A 15,879-nucleotide genomic window follows, 5' to 3' on the forward strand; every position below is an offset into this window, starting at 1 on the left:
ACATGGCTTTTGTATCGATGAAAGAGCTTCTTGAAGATGCAAAGCGGGAGCAATATGCAATAGGCCAGTTTAATATCAACGGCCTGCAATGGACGAAGGCGATTTTGCAGGCGGCGCAAAAGGAGCAATCACCGGTCATCGCCGCGGCTTCCGATCGCCTGGTCGACTATTTAGGCGGATTTAAAACGATTGCCGCCATGGTCGGCGCGTTAATGGAGGACATGGCGATTACCGTTCCGGTCGTGCTTCATCTCGATCACGGCAGCAGTGCGGAACGCTGCAGACAAGCCATTGATGCCGGATTCAGCTCAGTGATGATTGACGGCTCCCATCAGCCGATTGATGAGAATATTGCGATGACAAAAGAAGTCACCGATTATGCCGGAAAGCACGGCGTGTCAGTAGAAGCCGAAGTCGGCACGGTCGGCGGAATGGAAGACGGACTGGTCGGCGGGGTCCGCTATGCCGATATCACGGAATGTGAGCGGATCGTCAAAGAAACCAATATCGACGCGCTGGCCGCGGCCCTCGGCTCTGTACACGGCAAATATCAGGGTGAGCCGAATCTCGGATTTAAGGAAATGGAGGCTATCTCCCGCATGACTGAGATTCCCCTCGTTCTTCACGGGGCATCCGGGATTCCGCAGGATCAGATCAAAAAAGCCATCACGCTCGGCCACGCGAAGATCAATATCAATACGGAATGTATGGTAGCCTGGACAGATGAAACACGCCGCATGTTTCAGGAAAACAGCGATCTGTACGAACCGCGCGGCTATATGACACCCGGCATTGAAGCCGTCGAAGAGACAGTGCGAAGCAAAATGAGAGAGTTCGGATCAGCCGGTAAAGCAGCTAAGCAGCAGGTCGGCTGAAGAGACCAGAAACCGCCAAGATGGCGGTTTTTTTGTGCGGTGTTGCGTCCATACGCCCAAAACGATTATGATGATGGCAGCAGTGTAAGAAACGGGAGTGGTTCAGTTTGAATAAGATCATGATTGTGGAAGACAGTGAAGACATTCGTGGACTGTTGAAGAATTACCTTGAAAAATACGGATATCAAACAGTGGTCACCGCGGATTTCACGGCTGTTCTTGATGTTTTTTTGCAGGAAAAGCCTGATGTAGTGCTGCTTGATATCAATTTGCCGGCATATGACGGATATTATTGGTGCCGCCAGATCCGCCAGCACTCCACAAGCCCGATCATTTTTATTTCAGCCAGAAGCGGGGAAATGGATCAGGTGATGGCGATTGAAAACGGGGGAGACGATTATATCGAAAAACCGTTTTCCTACGATATTGTGCTGGCGAAAATCAAAAGCCAGATCCGCAGGGCATACGGGGAGTACGCCGCAAAGCAGGGGGAGAAAGTGGTTGAATATGCCGGCGTTCAGCTCTTTGTGGAACGGTTTGAACTGCGTTTTCAGGATGAAAAAAGCGAGCTTTCTAAAAAAGAAAGCAAGCTTTTGGAAGTGCTGCTGGAGCGGGGAGAAAAGGTGACGGGTCGGGACCGTCTCATGGAAAAGACGTGGGACACCGACATTTTTGTCGATGATAATACACTTAACGTGTATATCACGCGGCTCAGAAAAAAACTGCGGGAGCTGAATGCGCCTGTTTCTATTGAACCGGTGCGGGGCGAAGGCTATCAGCTGAGGGCGCAGTCATGAAGCTGTTTCTCCGCTCTCATACAGTGCTGATTCTGCTTTTTCTCCTTCAAGGGCTGTTTGTCTTCTTTTATTACTGGTTTGCGGGTCTTCATTCTTTTTCACACTTGTTTTACATATTGGGCGTGCAGCTTCTTATTTTGGCGGGCTATCTTGCCTACCGCTGGTACAAAGACCGCGGCGTGTATCATTGGCTCAGCTCGGGGCAGGAAGGGACGGATATCCCGTATTTCGGTTCTTCAGTGTTCTGTTCAGAGCTGTATGAAAAGCAGATGGAGCTGGTCCGGCTGCAGCACCAGAAGCTCCATGAGACCGAAGCCAAGCTTGACGCGCGGGTGACGTATATGAATCAATGGGTGCATCAAGTAAAGACGCCGCTGTCGGTCATTAATTTAATCATTCAAGAAGAGGATGAGCCCGTTTTTGAACAAATCAAAAAAGAAGTCCGGCAGATTGAATTCGGGCTGGAGACGCTTCTTTACTCTTCAAGGCTCGACCTGTTTGAACGGGATTTTAAAATCGAAGCGGTTTCCCTGTCAGAACTTCTTCAATCGGTCATTCAAAGTTATAAACGATTTTTTATTCAATACCGCGTTTATCCGAAGATGGACATTTGCGATGATCATCAGATTTACACCGATGCCAAATGGCTCAAATTTGCGATCGGCCAAGTGGTCACAAATGCGGTCAAGTATTCAGCGGGCAAGAGTGACAGACTTGAGCTGAATGTCTTCCGCGATAAAGACAGGACGGTGCTTGAAGTCAAAGATTACGGTGTCGGGATTCCCTCCCAAGATATCAAGCGGGTGTTTGACCCTTATTACACCGGTGAAAACGGGCGGCGTTTCCAAGAATCTACGGGAATCGGCCTCCATCTCGTCAAAGAAATAACAGGTAAGCTCAATCATACGGTAGACATCAGCTCGTCTCCCGGTGAAGGGACATCAGTTCAATTTTCATTTCTTACAAAAATGTAAGGCTGCGTTAAGAAAACAACATAGCTCGCTTTTTTTCCCCTTGATAACATGGATTTATGTCAAGGGGATTTTTATGTTGAACGTCCCGGCACTACATGAAAGCAGCCCAGATCAACAAGAATAAAAACATAAGGAGGATTCTCATGGCGAATATGCTTGAAGTCAAACATATAAATAAAACCTATAAAGGACAAGTGTCCTATCAAGCCTTAAAGCAAATTTCATTTTCAATTGAAGAAGGCGAGTTCACGGCGGTGATGGGGCCGTCCGGGTCCGGAAAAACAACGCTTTTGAATATCATTTCAACGATCGACCGTCCGGATTCTGGCGATATCCTGATTCACGGAGAAAACCCGCATCGCCTGAAGCGGACAAAGCTCGCTCATTTCCGCCGCAAGCAGCTCGGATTTGTGTTTCAGGATTTCAACCTTCTGGACACGCTGACAATCGGTGAAAATATCATGCTGCCGTTAACGCTTGAAAAAGAAGCACCGTCTGTAATGAAAGAAAAACTGCTAGGCATCGCGACAAAGCTCGGTATTGAAAACCTGCTCAACAAACGGACGTTTGAAGTATCCGGAGGACAGCGCCAGCGTGCCGCCATCGCAAGAGCGGTCATTCATAAGCCGTCACTCATCCTGGCCGATGAACCGACGGGCAACCTTGATTCCAAAGCGTCAAAAGACGTCATGGAAACAATGCAGAGCCTGAATCAGGATGATCATGTCACGGCTTTGATGGTGACCCACGATCCTGTTGCGGCAAGCTACTGCCGCCGCGTCATCTTTATAAAAGACGGCGAACTGTTTAATGAGATTTACCGCGGGGAGAACCGCCAAGTATTTTATGAACAAATTCTCGATGTGCTGTCTATGCTGGGGGGAAACGCAAATGACCTTTCTTCAGTTCGCTTATAAAAACGTCACGAGAAACAAAAGGGCCTATCTCGCATTCTTTTTAAGCAGCGCCTTTTCCGTTTTGATTTTCTTTACCTTTGCGATGTTCCTGTTTCATCCGGCATTAAAGGAAGGCTACCTGAATAACATCGCCAAAAAAGGCTTAACCGCTGCGGAATGGATGATCTTTGTTTTTTCTTTCTTATTTGTTCTGTATTCGGTTAACGCATTTTTGAAATCGAGAAATAAAGAATTCGGCATCCTGCTCATGCAGGGCATCACGCCGGGGCAGCTGAGAAAGCTCATTACTGCGGAAAATATGATCATCGGCGTCATGTCAATTGCAGCCGGCATTATCGGAGGATTTATTTTTTCAAAGACGTTCTTTACGGTCGGCGCTTATATTTTAGAAATGGATGCGCTGCCTTTGTATATGCCTTGGAAAGCGCTAGTTATTACGGCTGGCGGATTTCTGCTCTTATTTTTCTTTTTATCGCAGTTTACGATCCTTTTTGTCAGATCAAATACGGTTATCAAATTAATAAAGGGCACTGACAAGATTAAGCCGGAGCCTAAGCCGTCCGTGCTTCTGTCCTTATTCGGCATTGTCTGTCTGTGCGGCGGGTACGGCATGGTTCTTAAAGGCAATGTTCACGGGGCCGAACCGTTTATCATTTTACTGCTCACCGTCATCGGAACATATTTCTTTTTCAGCCAAAGCAGCATATGGATTCTGCGCGCGCTGAAGAAGTGGAAAACCTTTTATCTGCGCGGGAAAAACGTCATTTGGGTTTCTGACCTTGTCTATCGTCTAAAAGACAACGCCCGCCTGTTCTTTATTGTCAGCATTATTTCCGCGGTTGCGTTTACTGCGACAGGCGTGCTCGCGATGTACAAATCGACCGTCGGGGCGGAAGAGTCCGCTTATGAAATGGAGTATTTATCTTACAGCAACAATCCAAAAGAACAGACTCATTTGAAAGATATTGACCATGAACTGAAAACACACGGCTTTACGTATAAGAAAGACAAAATAGATGTTTCCTATGTTCGCTATCAGGAAGGAGAAACTGTTCCCCCTGTTTACATGATCAGCAAATCGGATGTATCAAAATACTTCCATGTCATGCTGAGCGGCCTGAAAAATGATGAGACTGTCTATTTCCCTGGCACGTATGACCGCAATTTCAAAAACGAAGCGCCGGATCAGCTGAAGCTGCTGAACCAAAAAGGCAAGCCGTCTGGCCAAAAACTGACAGTAAAAGAAGTCAAAAAACCGCTGATTTCATTGAATGCCATCATCGCGGTGAACGATCAAACCTTTGATCAGCTGAAATCACTCGGTGATAAAGCGTCATTATACGGCTACAGCTATGATCATTGGAAAGACAGTCTTGGGATCAGCCAATCCTTGCAAAATGAGATTTACGGCAATTATATCGACGTGCATTCTGATTTTGCTTCAAAAGCCGGGACTTACTATGATACGGTGCAGCTGCCGAGCCTGAGTTTATTTATCGGCCTGTTTATCGCAATTGTATTCTTTGTCGCAGCAGCAAGTTTCTTATATTTCAGGCTGTTCACTGATTTAGATGAAGACCGGGAGCGCTACCGTTCACTGGCCAAAATCGGCCTGAGTGAGCGTGAAATGGCACAAAGTGTGACGATACAACTGGCCATTCTTTTCTTCTTTCCATTTGTCATTGCGGTCATGCATACGCTGTTTGCCTTGAGAACATTGGCTGTGGAAGGCTATTCCGATGTCGCGGGGCCGCTCAGTCTCACCATCGGAGGGTTTTTCATTTTTCAGCTTCTATTCTTCCTCGCGGTGCGGTCAAGCTATTTGAAAAAAATGAACAAGTAAGGGGAGTGCAAAGATGAAAAAAGCAATGGCAATCCTGGCCGTCTTGGCGGCGGCTGCCGTAATATGCGGGCTTCTCTTTTTTCATAACGATGTTACAGACAGATTTAATCCGTTTATTCACCAGCAATATGTCTATGTTCAGATTGATCGAGATGGCAGACATCTTAGCCCGGGCGGTACTGAATATACATTAGACGGATATAATGCATCCGGGAAAAAAGAAGAAGTGACCTTTTTCGCCGGCAAAGAGCTTCGGAAGAACGCGTATTTGAAAGTGAAGGCGAAAGGAAAGTATGTCGAGACTTGGGAAGAAGTCAAGTTTGAAGATATGCCTGACTCCGTGCAGTCAACATTAAAATGAATCATAAAAAACGGCACAGCGTCATGACTGTGCCGTTTTTTTATTTTTTATTTTCTTCGGCCCGTTTGATCAGCATGTCGGTGATGATATCCACCTGTTTGCTGACAGAAATCGGGTCGTACGGGTAGAACGTGTCAAAGTCATTGATAAACACGCGATTATGTTTAACAGCGTCAAGATTTTTCCAAATAGAGGAATTCTCCAGCTTGTCGAGTGTTTTGCTTTCGCCTTTCGGGTTGTAATCCGTAATGAACATATAATCTGCGGCATACTCAGGAATGACCTCTTGAGAGAGCTGTTTCATCTCTCCTTTTTTGATGACATCTTGCTCAATTTTTTCAGGCGCTTTTAACCCGAGTGCATTGTATACTGCTTGGCCGCCGCGTCCGCCATTGTCATTGAACACCCAGAATTCGCCCTTGTCTGTGTTTTCATAAATGCCGAAGGTCGCATCTTTGTCGATGACGCCGGCAATTTTCTTTTTAGCTGCTTCCGCTTTTTTGTTAAAGTCAGCCATAAATGATGTTGCTTTGTCTTTCGCTCCAGCGATATCTCCGAACATGCTGACTGTGTCTTCTACGTTTTTCGCTGTGTTATAAGGTATGACAACAGTCGGAGCGATTTTCTTTAATTTATCAACATTCTCTTCATTCATGACAACAATTAAGTCAGGCTGAAGCTCCATCACTTTTTCAACGCTGATTGGATCACCAACATCCTTCACATTTTTCAGCTTTGATTTTAAAAACGGATTATCAAATGACCATGAGCCTGAGCCGACCACATTGGCCCCGACAGACAGTAATTCACCGGCATAAAAATCAGTGACGATGCGTTTCGGATGTTCAGGAATGTTGACGTTCCCTTTTGGTGATTTGTATGTTCTCATTTCTGTTTTTTCGGAAGCAGAATCGCTTGAGCTCCCTTTAGAAGCCGTGCCGCTGCAAGCACTGACAAACATGAGTAGAAGCACCAGCATGCCTGCGAGCAATGTGTTCTTTTTCATCAAGAACCCCCCAATATGTATTTTTAGTTCATTAGTAATGATAATCATTATCAATTAATAATATAGCAAGAAACCTGTGCCTCGTCTATCACTATTTTAAGGAAAGAAAAGTTTTTTTGTTTTCAGATGACGAAGTATGCCTAATCGATTATTATAGGTAAATAGGAGGAGAAAAATATGGGAATTACAAAAAGAGGTGCCGCTTGGGAATGGCTGCATAGCTGGTGGATGCTGTTTATTTTCATGCCTTTTGCCATTACCAGTTTTTTTGCCTTTTTATTTATTGGCATCAAGGTGAGAAATAGAAAGTGGATGATGTACGGAATCATTTATTTTTTCGTATTTGCGTTTGGGTTTGTGCTGCCCGATCTGCCCGGCGTTTTTATTGTGGTCCCGTTGTGGGCTGTAACCATTATTCACGGCTTTAAAGTGCGTCCGCTGTATTTGATTCAGCTGGATGTCTACAAAGATCATGTAGAGGCGCGGGCTTTTGCCGAGGCAAGAAGTGAAGCCGAGAGCAGATTTCATGCACCGAAACAGTCAATTCAAGATATACATATTCGAAAATAACAGTAAGAAAAAAAGCTCAACACTATCATTGTGTTGAGCTTTTTTTATGTTACTGCTGGTAGGATTGCTGCTGGAATGGCGTGTTTTGGCCGAATGGAAGTGTAGACACATTCGTATTCATGACGCTGGATTGTCCAGTAAGTTCCTGCTGCATTTGGTTGCACATGTTGACAACCTGCTGGCACTTTTGAATGGCCATGTCGTGTCCGTGCAACGCTTGCTGAATGGTATGTGCAGCTTGTTGTTCGTGGTTTAGAATCTGCTGCAGCATTTGGATGTTTTGCTGCTCCTGGTGAAGCATTTGGCGATATTGCTGGCTGCTTTGCTGAGTTTGCTGAATGAGCTGCTGAGCAGTCTGGCGGCATTGATTCAGCTGCTGCAAGCCGTGTTGTGTTTGATGCATGAAAATAATCCCTCCATAATATCGATTGACATGAGTCGGTATTATCATGCAACTTGAATGAAAAGAAATTCTATAAAAGAGGAACTACAATTATTTTCCTTAGCCTCTCTATCTTTGAATGAAAACGGTAAAGATTGTATACTGGTAAAAACCCTTTTTATGTAAGGTCCGTTTGAATACATAAGGATCGCGGAAAACGAAACCCTGAAATCGGGAGAATCGTCTTCCGCTTTTTTCTTTTCCTGCTTCAGAAGCCGCCTTCTCCTGCAGTAAATGGGATATTCAGCCTGTTCTCTACTGTGCGGAGGCGCTGATTGAGCCGATTTAGGCGGCGTGTATGGCGTTCAACAGCCTGGCTTAGCTGATTGACCTGTTCGGCAATCCGTGCAATTTCCCGATTTTGACGGCGGTCTTCGTTTGTCAGACGGGTTAATTCTCTCGACTGCTGTTCATTTTGCCGTTCAAGTGCTGCGATTCTTCTTTCCAATGCCGGCTGTCTGTCAAGTTGGTATGGCTCGTATACATCCTGCTGCGGATAAGGGTTGTAATCATATTGGCTATAGTAAGGTTCCTGCTGAGGCAGCTGCGGGCTGTAATATTGATAAGGGTTCATGTGATCAGTCTCCTTAAAAAAATGTAAATGTGGGTGAATTCCTTATAACTTATGTAGTTATTGGCACAGTGCCACGGCATTCGCCCAAAAAAGAGGAGGAAAGGATGGTGGTCTCATTGATCAACAAATATGGCATTTTGCTTTTAATGGCTGTATGCATCGTGTTACCGGGCTGCCAACAGCAAAAAGAAGAGACGCCGTTTTATTACGGAACGTGGGATGAAGGGATTGCTCCAGGAGCCATGTATGGCGTGAAATCATCAACAGTCACATTTACCAAGGAAGTCTCCAAAGCAATGACGGGTCTATTGAGATTCAGTATCTCGGCCCCTATTATCCGCTCAAAAGCACGCTGAAAAGAGGGAAAGACGGAACATTGATCTGGGAGCAAAATGGCCAGACAAAAACGATGACAAGAATTGAATCAAAGACCGGCAAGGAGGAGAAAGATGAGAAATAAAAAAGCTGAAAGCCTGGTGGTAACAGGACTTATTCTACATATCATTCAGTGGCTATTTATAGTATGGGCTTTTCTTAAGATTAAGCACTTATTTAGTGACTATACGATCTATAACCCTAATGTCATCAGCGGATCGATGCAGTCCTTATCGTTTATCCAAATGATGCGCGCTATGATCTACTCAGGGGCAATCGTGAATGTTGTGTTGTTTGCTGCGTTTGCATTGCTTATTTATGGTGTAGTGCTTCATGCCATCTTGATTGTTCTGGAAATGGCTGCATACGTCATGATCAGACGGAATCCTGCCTCTGCATGGGGACTCTTTCTGACGGCGGCGGGTGTGAAGCTTGCCATCTTGAATATCATCGGCATTCCGTTTTTAGCTGCCGGCTTTCTGCTGATGAAACAGGAAAAAACAGAAAACGGAGACGTAGAGACAGAAAGAAAGAGAAAACCGCGCATGCGTATCCGAAGACAAGGAAGGCGACTAAACAGAAAACGGAGAAAATCATCTCTTCCGGTTGAATCTCAAAAAGAAAAAACGATATGATGGGACTATAGCCTGAAAACGACATGAAGGAGATGCAGGATGTACAAACTAATTGCAATTGATATGGATGGAACACTTTTAAATGATCATCATGAAGTAACAGAGGAGGTCCGTAACGCGCTTCATGCGGCAAAAGCGGAAGGCGTCAAAATTGTGCTTTGCACCGGCCGGCCTATCGGGGGTGTGCGAAGATATTTAGATGAACTGAATTTAATTGAAGAAGGCGACTATGTCATCGCGTATAACGGAGCGCTTGTTCAAAATACGCATACAAATGAAGTGGTCTCGGAGCTGTCTCTCGGCTATGATGATTTAACTTCATTATATGACCTGAGCTTAGAGCTGAAGACGCCGATGCATTTTTTTGACTCATCTAATTTGTATACGCCTAACCGGGATATTAGCGAATTTACCGTATACGAATCCTATGTGACACAAGTGCCGCTTCATTTCCGCAAGATTGACGAGGTGCCAAAAGATATCCTCATCCCGAAGGTGATGTTTATTGATCAACCGGAGAACTTAAGCCGCGTCATTACATCGATTCCAAAAGACGTGAGAGAAGCATATACGATGGTCAGAAGCGCGCCTTTCTTTTATGAAATTCTGCATCCTGAAGCCAGCAAAGGAAATGCCGTACGCCAGTTGGCGCAGCTGCTTGGAATTGAACAGGCGGAAGTCATGTGCATAGGCGACAACGGGAATGACCTGACAATGATTGAATGGGCGGGCTGCGGCGTGGCCATGGCAAATGCTATCCCAGAAGTACTGGAAGCCGCAAACTTTCAAACACGCTCCAATAATGAACATGGTGTTGCGCATGCCATTCACGAGCTTGTTTTAGCGAAATAATGATATCCAGCCTTTTTTGAGGTTGGATTTTTTGTTATGTTGTGCCTGTGAGGTCTGTCATTTCAAGCTGCCCTTTTTCGGAATGGAGCGCCGATATTTAGAACGTCAGCAAATCATTTTTGGTTGCCGAAATAAAAAAGGGAGCAATTACATAAACATCAGCATCGTATATGTTTTTCTCATGAACGAATTTCCCCACCTTTATTTTGGGTAATGAATCTTTTGACGAATCTATTTGACTTTCGTTATGCTGATAAAACAAGTTGTTCACAAAATGTATGATCTTAATCTGAATGGAAAGGGGATTGAATCAGATGTGCACAAGTCTAACATTGGAAACTGCTGACGGAAATCATTTATTAGCGAGAACAATGGATTTTGCATTTCAGCTGGGGACGGAGGTTATTCTCTATCCGCGCCGTTATAGCTGGACGAGTGAAGCTGACGGAAAGGTGCATCAAACACAGTACGCGTTTATCGGCATGGGGAGAAAGCTTGGAAATATATTATTTGCCGACGGTGTTAATGAAAGCGGTTTATCCTGTGCTGCGCTTTATTTTCCGGGCTATGCGGAGTACGAAAAAACGATACGCGAAGACACCGTTCACATTTCCCCGCATGAGTTTGTGACATGGGCGCTGTCAGTCTGCAATTCTTTAGAAGACATCAAAGAAAAGATCCACTCTTTAACGATTGTGGAGAAGAAATTAGCTCTATTAGATACCGTTTTACCGCTTCACTGGATATTGTCAGACCGGACGGGACACAGCCTGACGATAGAACCGAGAGCAGATGGCCTCAAAGTCTATGACAATCAACCAGGTGTCATGACGAACAGCCCCGACTTTATATGGCATGTAACCAATCTGCAGCAATATACAGGAATAAGGCCGAAACAATTAGAGAGCAAAGAGATGGGCGGATTAGCACTATCCGCTTTTGGCCAAGGCTTAGGAACTGTAGGCCTGCCTGGGGATTATACACCGCCTTCCCGGTTTGTCAGAGCTGTTTATTTGAAAGAACACCTAGAGCCGGCGGCCGATGAAACGAAAGGTGTAACAGCCGCTTTTCAGATTTTGGCAAACATGACGATACCCAAGGGCGCTGTGATAACGGAAAAAGACGAAATTCATTATACGCAATATACTTCCGTGATGTGCAACGACACGGGAAACTACTATTTCCACCACTACGACAATCGCCAAATCCAAAAAGTAAGTTTATGTCGTGAAGACCTTGACCGTTTTGAGCCTAAAGTGTTCTCCGCTAAAGCAGAAGAAAGTATTCTAGAACTTAATTAAGATTCAATCAGCTGATTCCGGCATGATCCGGGGCCAGCTTCTTTTTTTGTCAATAGACCGTGCTGCGCTGAAAACATGATCAACAACGCAGTTCACGTGCTGTATTCGAATATACAGGCTGCACAATGCCGCCCCATTAATCCCGCGGAATTCTTTTCAGGTCAAAAAGTGTCGCCGGAATGAAAAAAGAAATGGCAGCTGCCATGATCATTGGAAAAGTAGCTGGCGGAATTACAGCTGCCGTAGCGGCTGCGTGGATGACGCCCGCACATTCAGCTGATCACCACAAACACGCCTCAGCCGGCCAATGATTCAAAAAAGCTGTTTCAACTTTGTCCAATCGGGAATGTTACAGTAAGGATTCTGTGGAAAGAGGGTTGGACACATGGCCGTGAAAGACCAGTACATGGCAAAAATCAAACAGGAAACCAAGCCTTGGATTAAGCGATTCGGGAGGCTTGGTTATTTTGCATTCGGCGGTGTTTTTATCCTGCTCGGGATTTTGGCGTTTATGACGGCTGCCGGGGCAGGCAGCGCAAAAGATTCGAGCGGAGCGCTCCAAACGTTATCACGCATGCCGTATGGGTCAATATTGCTTTTTTTTATCGGTGTTGGTCTTATTGGTTATGTAATCTGGATGGTGCTGAGTGCGCTTAAGGATACAGAAGGTCACGGGACTAGCAGGCGCGGCCTGTCGCGGAGAACGGGAAACTTTTTCAGCGCCGCCATTTACGCATCCATTGCTTGGAATGCTTTGCGATTTGTGTTTGACCAAGGGGACGGAAGCACCTCAGAACAGACGTGGTCCGCTTATGTATTGGCACAGCCGTTCGGCCAATGGCTCACAGGACTTACGGGCGCGGGTTTTCTCCTCTTTGCAATTGTTCAATTTATAAAAGGCGTGCGGGCAGCTTTTATGAAAGAATTTGATACGTCAAAAATGAACAAACACATGATATGCATTGCAAAAAGCACCGGACGCGCAGGCAATATCGCCCGTGCCATTATTTTCTCAGCCATTGGCTATTTTCTTATTAAGACAGCCATGACGGCTGATCCTGACGACACAAGAGGCTTTGACGGCGCGCTCGCCGAACTCGCGCAGCAGCCGCATGGCAAAATGATTCTGGCTATATTAGCGTGCGGGCTGATCCTATATGGACTGTACGCCATTATGAAAGGAATTTATCAGCATATGACATGGAAGAAATAAGCTCTGGCCGGACCCGTATCCAGAGCGTTTTTCAGTTTTTCAGAAATCAGGTGGATGAAAGCCGGCGCCAGCCTGTATAATAAAAGCAAATCGTAAGCAGTTTCATTAAGAACTGGTCCAAGGGAGGTGCGGAATGGATCGGGAAAAACAACAATTAAGCATAGAAGCGGCAAGGCTTTACTATCAGTCTGACTACAGTCAGCAGCAAATTGCTGAGCAGCTTAACATTTCAAGGCCGACCGTTTCCCGGCTGCTGCAATATGCAAAAGAAAAAGGATTTGTCCAGATTCGCGTCATGGACCCTTTTGAGGATTTGGATGCGCTCGGTTCCATGCTTGAAGAGAAATATGGGCTGCTCGAGGCGCATGTTGTGTTTTCCCCGACACCCGATTATGCAGGAATTACACATGACCTCAGCCGCTATGGTGCAGAATATATGCATGAAACTGTAAAAGACGGTGACATTGTCGGCGTCAGCTGGGGAACCACCATGTATCAAATTGCGCAAAACATGCAGCCGAAGCAGGTAAAAGGCGTTGAGGTCGTCCAGCTGAAAGGCGGCATTAGCCATTCCCGGGTAAACACGTATTCTGCTGAAACGATTCAGCTGTTTGCGGAGGCTTTTCAAACGATGCCGCGCTATCTCCCGCTTCCCGTCGTATTTGACAATGCAGATGTGAAGCGAATGGTGGAGAAGGACCGCCATATTGAGCGGATTATCGAAATGGGCAAGCAGGCGAATATCGCTCTCTTCACGGTGGGCACTGTCCGTGACGAAGCGCTGTTATTCCGGCTCGGTTATTTTAATGAAGAAGAAAAGGCCCTGCTGAAAAAACACGCTGTCGGAGATATCTGTTCACGATTTTTTGATGCGAAAGGGAATATTTGCAGCAGCGCCATCAATGACCGGACCATCGGTGTCGAGCTTGAAGACCTCAGGCTGAAGGAACGCTCCATTTTAGTGGCAGGAGGGAGCAGAAAAGTGTCCTCCATACACGGTGCGTTAATGGGGAAATATGCCAACATTTTAATCATTGACCAGCATACCGCAAGGGCGCTTGTTAATGATTTGTGACACGCTTACACCGTTCGTTGAACAAAATTTCAATTACCAATTTACATATGTTCAAAAGTCGGTTATGCTAAAAAATATCTTAATAAAAAAGGAAGTGTGCGAAGGATGTCATTAGCTAACATAATTGATCATACAGCTTTGAAACCGCATACACAAAAAGCGGAAATTCTACAACTAATTGAAGAAGCGAAAACATACAAATTTGCTTCAGTGTGCGTCAATCCGACGTGGGTGGAGCTTGCAGCAAAAGAGCTTGAAGGAACTGGAGTTGACGTTTGTACGGTCATCGGCTTCCCGCTTGGTGCCAACACAACTGAAACAAAAGCGTTCGAAACGAAAGACGCGATTTCAAAAGGTGCCACTGAAGTGGACATGGTTATTAATATTGCGGCATTGAAAGACAAGGAAGACGACGTCGTTGAAGCGGATATTCGCGGTGTGGTGGAAGCTGCAGCCGGAAAAGCGCTTGTCAAAGTCATTATCGAAACATGCCTTCTGACTGATGAAGAAAAGGAACGGGCGTGCCGTTTAGCGGTTTCTGCTGGAGCGGATTTTGTGAAAACATCAACAGGCTTCTCTACAGGCGGCGCAACGAAGGAAGATATCGCTTTAATGCGCAAAACAGTAGGCCCTGATATCGGCGTCAAAGCATCCGGCGGCGTCAGAACGAAAGAAGATGTAGACACAATGGTCGAGGCGGGAGCAAGCCGAATCGGCGCTAGCGCAGGGGTTTCCATTGTGAAAGGAGAAAACGCATCAGGCGGAGACAACTACTAAGAAGCTGACGGAAGGCACATTGCTTTCCGTTGCTTATCTTTCTTTTCTGGGGAAACAGCTATTGTAAGCGAATACAAATAAAGGAGAACACATATGAAGTATTTGATTGGGGTTATCGGTTTAATCGTGTTTTTAGGCCTTGCATGGATCGCAAGCAGCGGGAAAAAAAGAATTAAGATCCGCCCAATTGTTGTTATGCTCATTTTGCAATTTATTCTCGGCTACATTCTCCTCAATACCGGGATAGGGAATTTCCTTGTAGGAGGCTTTGCCAAAGGATTCAATTACCTGCTTGAATACGCGGCAGAAGGAATCAACTTTGTGTTTGGCGGTCTCGTCAATGCGGACCAAACGACATTCTTTATGAATGTTCTCTTGCCAATTGTGTTTATTTCCGCTTTGATCGGAATTCTGCAAAAATGGAAAGTCCTCCCGTTTATTATTAAATATATCGGCCTTGCCCTCAGCAAGGTAAACGGTATGGGAAGACTGGAATCGTATAACGCAGTTGCTTCTGCTATTTTAGGACAGTCGGAAGTATTTATCTCCTTGAAGAAAGAACTCGGTCTATTAAATCAGCAGCGCTTGTACACGCTTTGCGCTTCTGCAATGTCAACCGTGTCAATGTCGATCGTCGGTGCGTATATGACGATGCTGAAACCGGAATATGTTGTAACGGCGCTAGTCTTGAACTTATTTGGCGGTTTCATTATCGCTTCTATTATTAATCCTTACGAGGTTGCGAAAGAAGAGGATATGCTTCGTGTGGAAGAGGAAGAAAAACAATCCTTCTTCGAAGTGCTCGGAGAATACATCCTTGACGGATTCAAAGTAGCGGTAGTCGTCGCTGCGATGCTGATCGGATTTGTTGCGATTATTGCCTTGATTAACGGTATTTTTAACGCAGTATTCGGTATTTCCTTCCAAGGCCTTCTTGGATATGTGTTTGCTCCATTCGCTTTTCTTGTGGGTATTCCATGGAATGAAGCTGTTAATGCGGGAAGCATTATGGCAACAAAAATGGTATCCAATGAATTTGTCGCCATGACGTCGCTAACGCAAAACGGCTTCGACTTCAGCGGCCGTACGACGGCGATCGTATCGGTGTTCCTTGTATCATTTGCGAACTTTTCTTCAATCGGAATCATTTCCGGTGCTGTAAAAGGTCTGAATGAAAAGCAAGGAAATGTCGTTGCTCGCTTCGGCTTGAAATTATTATACGGCGCTACGCTTGTCAGCTTTTTATCAGCGGCAATTGTGGGCTTGATTTACTGAACTTAATCGAAAAGGAT

At 45.5% G+C, this 15,879-nt stretch carries 17 protein-coding genes and 2 pseudogenes; 16 read left to right on the forward strand and 3 right to left on the reverse strand.

Annotation, left to right across the window (positions count from 1 at the left end):
• Positions 1–2 precede the first annotated feature (2 nt).
• From iolJ to MOB98_RS03220, 6 genes are all read left to right on the forward strand, one after another.
• Complete coding sequence (iolJ, locus tag MOB98_RS03195; RefSeq protein ID WP_268360372.1) at positions 3–875, forward strand: 6-phospho-5-dehydro-2-deoxy-D-gluconate aldolase; 873 nt, start codon at positions 3–5, stop codon at positions 873–875.
• Between the two features lie 107 nt (positions 876–982).
• Positions 983–1,672, forward strand: coding sequence for a two-component system response regulator YxdJ (gene yxdJ / locus MOB98_RS03200; RefSeq protein WP_268360373.1), 690 nt, complete (start codon positions 983–985; stop codon positions 1,670–1,672).
• Positions 1,669–2,646 carry a two-component system sensor histidine kinase YxdK gene (gene yxdK, locus MOB98_RS03205; protein ID WP_268360374.1) on the forward strand — a complete coding sequence of 326 codons (978 nt, stop codon included), beginning with the start codon at positions 1,669–1,671 and terminating at the stop codon, positions 2,644–2,646. Before yxdJ ends, yxdK begins: the two co-directional genes overlap by 4 nt.
• A 143-nt stretch (positions 2,647–2,789) precedes the next feature.
• On the forward strand, positions 2,790–3,563 hold the full coding sequence (gene yxdL / locus MOB98_RS03210; RefSeq protein ID WP_268360375.1) for an ABC transporter ATP-binding protein YxdL: 774 nt from the start codon (positions 2,790–2,792) through the stop codon (positions 3,561–3,563).
• Positions 3,538–5,406, forward strand: a complete 1,869-nt coding sequence (yxdM, locus tag MOB98_RS03215) for an ABC transporter permease YxdM (protein WP_268360376.1) — start codon at positions 3,538–3,540, stop codon at positions 5,404–5,406. Before yxdL ends, yxdM begins: the two co-directional genes overlap by 26 nt.
• A gap of 13 nt (positions 5,407–5,419) precedes the next feature.
• Positions 5,420–5,767 carry a YxeA family protein gene (locus MOB98_RS03220; RefSeq protein WP_268360377.1) on the forward strand — a complete coding sequence of 116 codons (348 nt, stop codon included), beginning with the start codon at positions 5,420–5,422 and terminating at the stop codon, positions 5,765–5,767.
• Positions 5,768–5,807: 40 nt separating this feature from the next.
• On the opposite strand, the gene MOB98_RS03225 is transcribed toward MOB98_RS03220, so the two are convergent.
• Positions 5,808–6,773 carry an iron-hydroxamate ABC transporter substrate-binding protein gene (locus MOB98_RS03225; RefSeq protein ID WP_268360378.1) on the reverse strand — a complete coding sequence of 322 codons (966 nt, stop codon included), beginning with the start codon at positions 6,771–6,773 and terminating at the stop codon, positions 5,808–5,810.
• A gap of 177 nt (positions 6,774–6,950) precedes the next feature.
• On the opposite strand from MOB98_RS03225, the gene MOB98_RS03230 reads away from it, so the two are divergent.
• Positions 6,951–7,343 carry a hypothetical protein gene (locus MOB98_RS03230; RefSeq protein WP_268360379.1) on the forward strand — a complete coding sequence of 131 codons (393 nt, stop codon included), beginning with the start codon at positions 6,951–6,953 and terminating at the stop codon, positions 7,341–7,343.
• A 49-nt stretch (positions 7,344–7,392) separates the two neighbouring features.
• Here MOB98_RS03230 and MOB98_RS03235 read toward each other — a convergent pair whose 3' ends face one another.
• On the reverse strand, positions 7,393–7,746 hold the full coding sequence (locus MOB98_RS03235; protein WP_268360380.1) for a hypothetical protein: 354 nt from the start codon (positions 7,744–7,746) through the stop codon (positions 7,393–7,395).
• Positions 7,747–7,993: 247 nt separating this feature from the next.
• Positions 7,994–8,359: an inner spore coat protein CotNE gene (gene cotNE / locus MOB98_RS03240; RefSeq protein ID WP_268360381.1), complete on the reverse strand. Its 366-nt coding sequence runs from the start codon at positions 8,357–8,359 to the stop codon at positions 7,994–7,996.
• Between the two features lie 104 nt (positions 8,360–8,463).
• On the opposite strand from cotNE, the pseudogene MOB98_RS03245 reads away from it, so the two are divergent.
• The 9 genes and pseudogenes from MOB98_RS03245 (at position 8,464) to nupC (ending at position 15,862) form a co-directional block, all read left to right on the forward strand.
• A pseudogene (locus MOB98_RS03245) lies at positions 8,464–8,819 on the forward strand (DUF3255 family protein).
• Positions 8,809–9,369 (forward strand): hypothetical protein, encoded by a 561-nt coding sequence (locus tag MOB98_RS03250; RefSeq protein ID WP_268360382.1) that lies wholly within the window; start codon positions 8,809–8,811, stop codon positions 9,367–9,369. Before MOB98_RS03245 ends, MOB98_RS03250 begins: the two are co-directional and overlap by 11 nt.
• A gap of 39 nt (positions 9,370–9,408) precedes the next feature.
• Complete coding sequence (yidA, locus tag MOB98_RS03255) at positions 9,409–10,221, forward strand: sugar-phosphatase (RefSeq protein ID WP_268360383.1); 813 nt, start codon at positions 9,409–9,411, stop codon at positions 10,219–10,221.
• Positions 10,222–10,535: 314 nt separating this feature from the next.
• The gene (locus MOB98_RS03260; protein ID WP_268360384.1) at positions 10,536–11,522 is read left to right on the forward strand and encodes a choloylglycine hydrolase family protein; all 987 of its coding nucleotides are present in this window, start codon (positions 10,536–10,538) and stop codon (positions 11,520–11,522) included.
• A 170-nt stretch (positions 11,523–11,692) separates the two neighbouring features.
• Positions 11,693–11,833, forward strand: a pseudogene (locus MOB98_RS03265) (ethanolamine utilization protein EutH); the annotation flags it as partial.
• Between the two features lie 74 nt (positions 11,834–11,907).
• Positions 11,908–12,735, forward strand: coding sequence for a DUF1206 domain-containing protein (locus MOB98_RS03270; RefSeq protein WP_268360385.1), 828 nt, complete (start codon positions 11,908–11,910; stop codon positions 12,733–12,735).
• Between the two features lie 133 nt (positions 12,736–12,868).
• The gene (gene deoR / locus MOB98_RS03275) at positions 12,869–13,810 is read left to right on the forward strand and encodes a DNA-binding transcriptional repressor DeoR (protein WP_268360386.1); all 942 of its coding nucleotides are present in this window, start codon (positions 12,869–12,871) and stop codon (positions 13,808–13,810) included.
• 105 nt (positions 13,811–13,915) lie between these two features.
• Positions 13,916–14,587 carry a deoxyribose-phosphate aldolase gene (gene deoC, locus MOB98_RS03280; protein WP_268360387.1) on the forward strand — a complete coding sequence of 224 codons (672 nt, stop codon included), beginning with the start codon at positions 13,916–13,918 and terminating at the stop codon, positions 14,585–14,587.
• A 93-nt stretch (positions 14,588–14,680) separates the two neighbouring features.
• The gene (nupC, locus tag MOB98_RS03285) at positions 14,681–15,862 is read left to right on the forward strand and encodes a nucleoside permease NupC (RefSeq protein WP_268360388.1); all 1,182 of its coding nucleotides are present in this window, start codon (positions 14,681–14,683) and stop codon (positions 15,860–15,862) included.
• Positions 15,863–15,879 lie beyond the last annotated feature (17 nt).

The organism is Bacillus sp. N13C7 (assembly GCF_026790065.1).
Taxonomy (GTDB): domain Bacteria; phylum Bacillota; class Bacilli; order Bacillales; family Bacillaceae; genus Bacillus.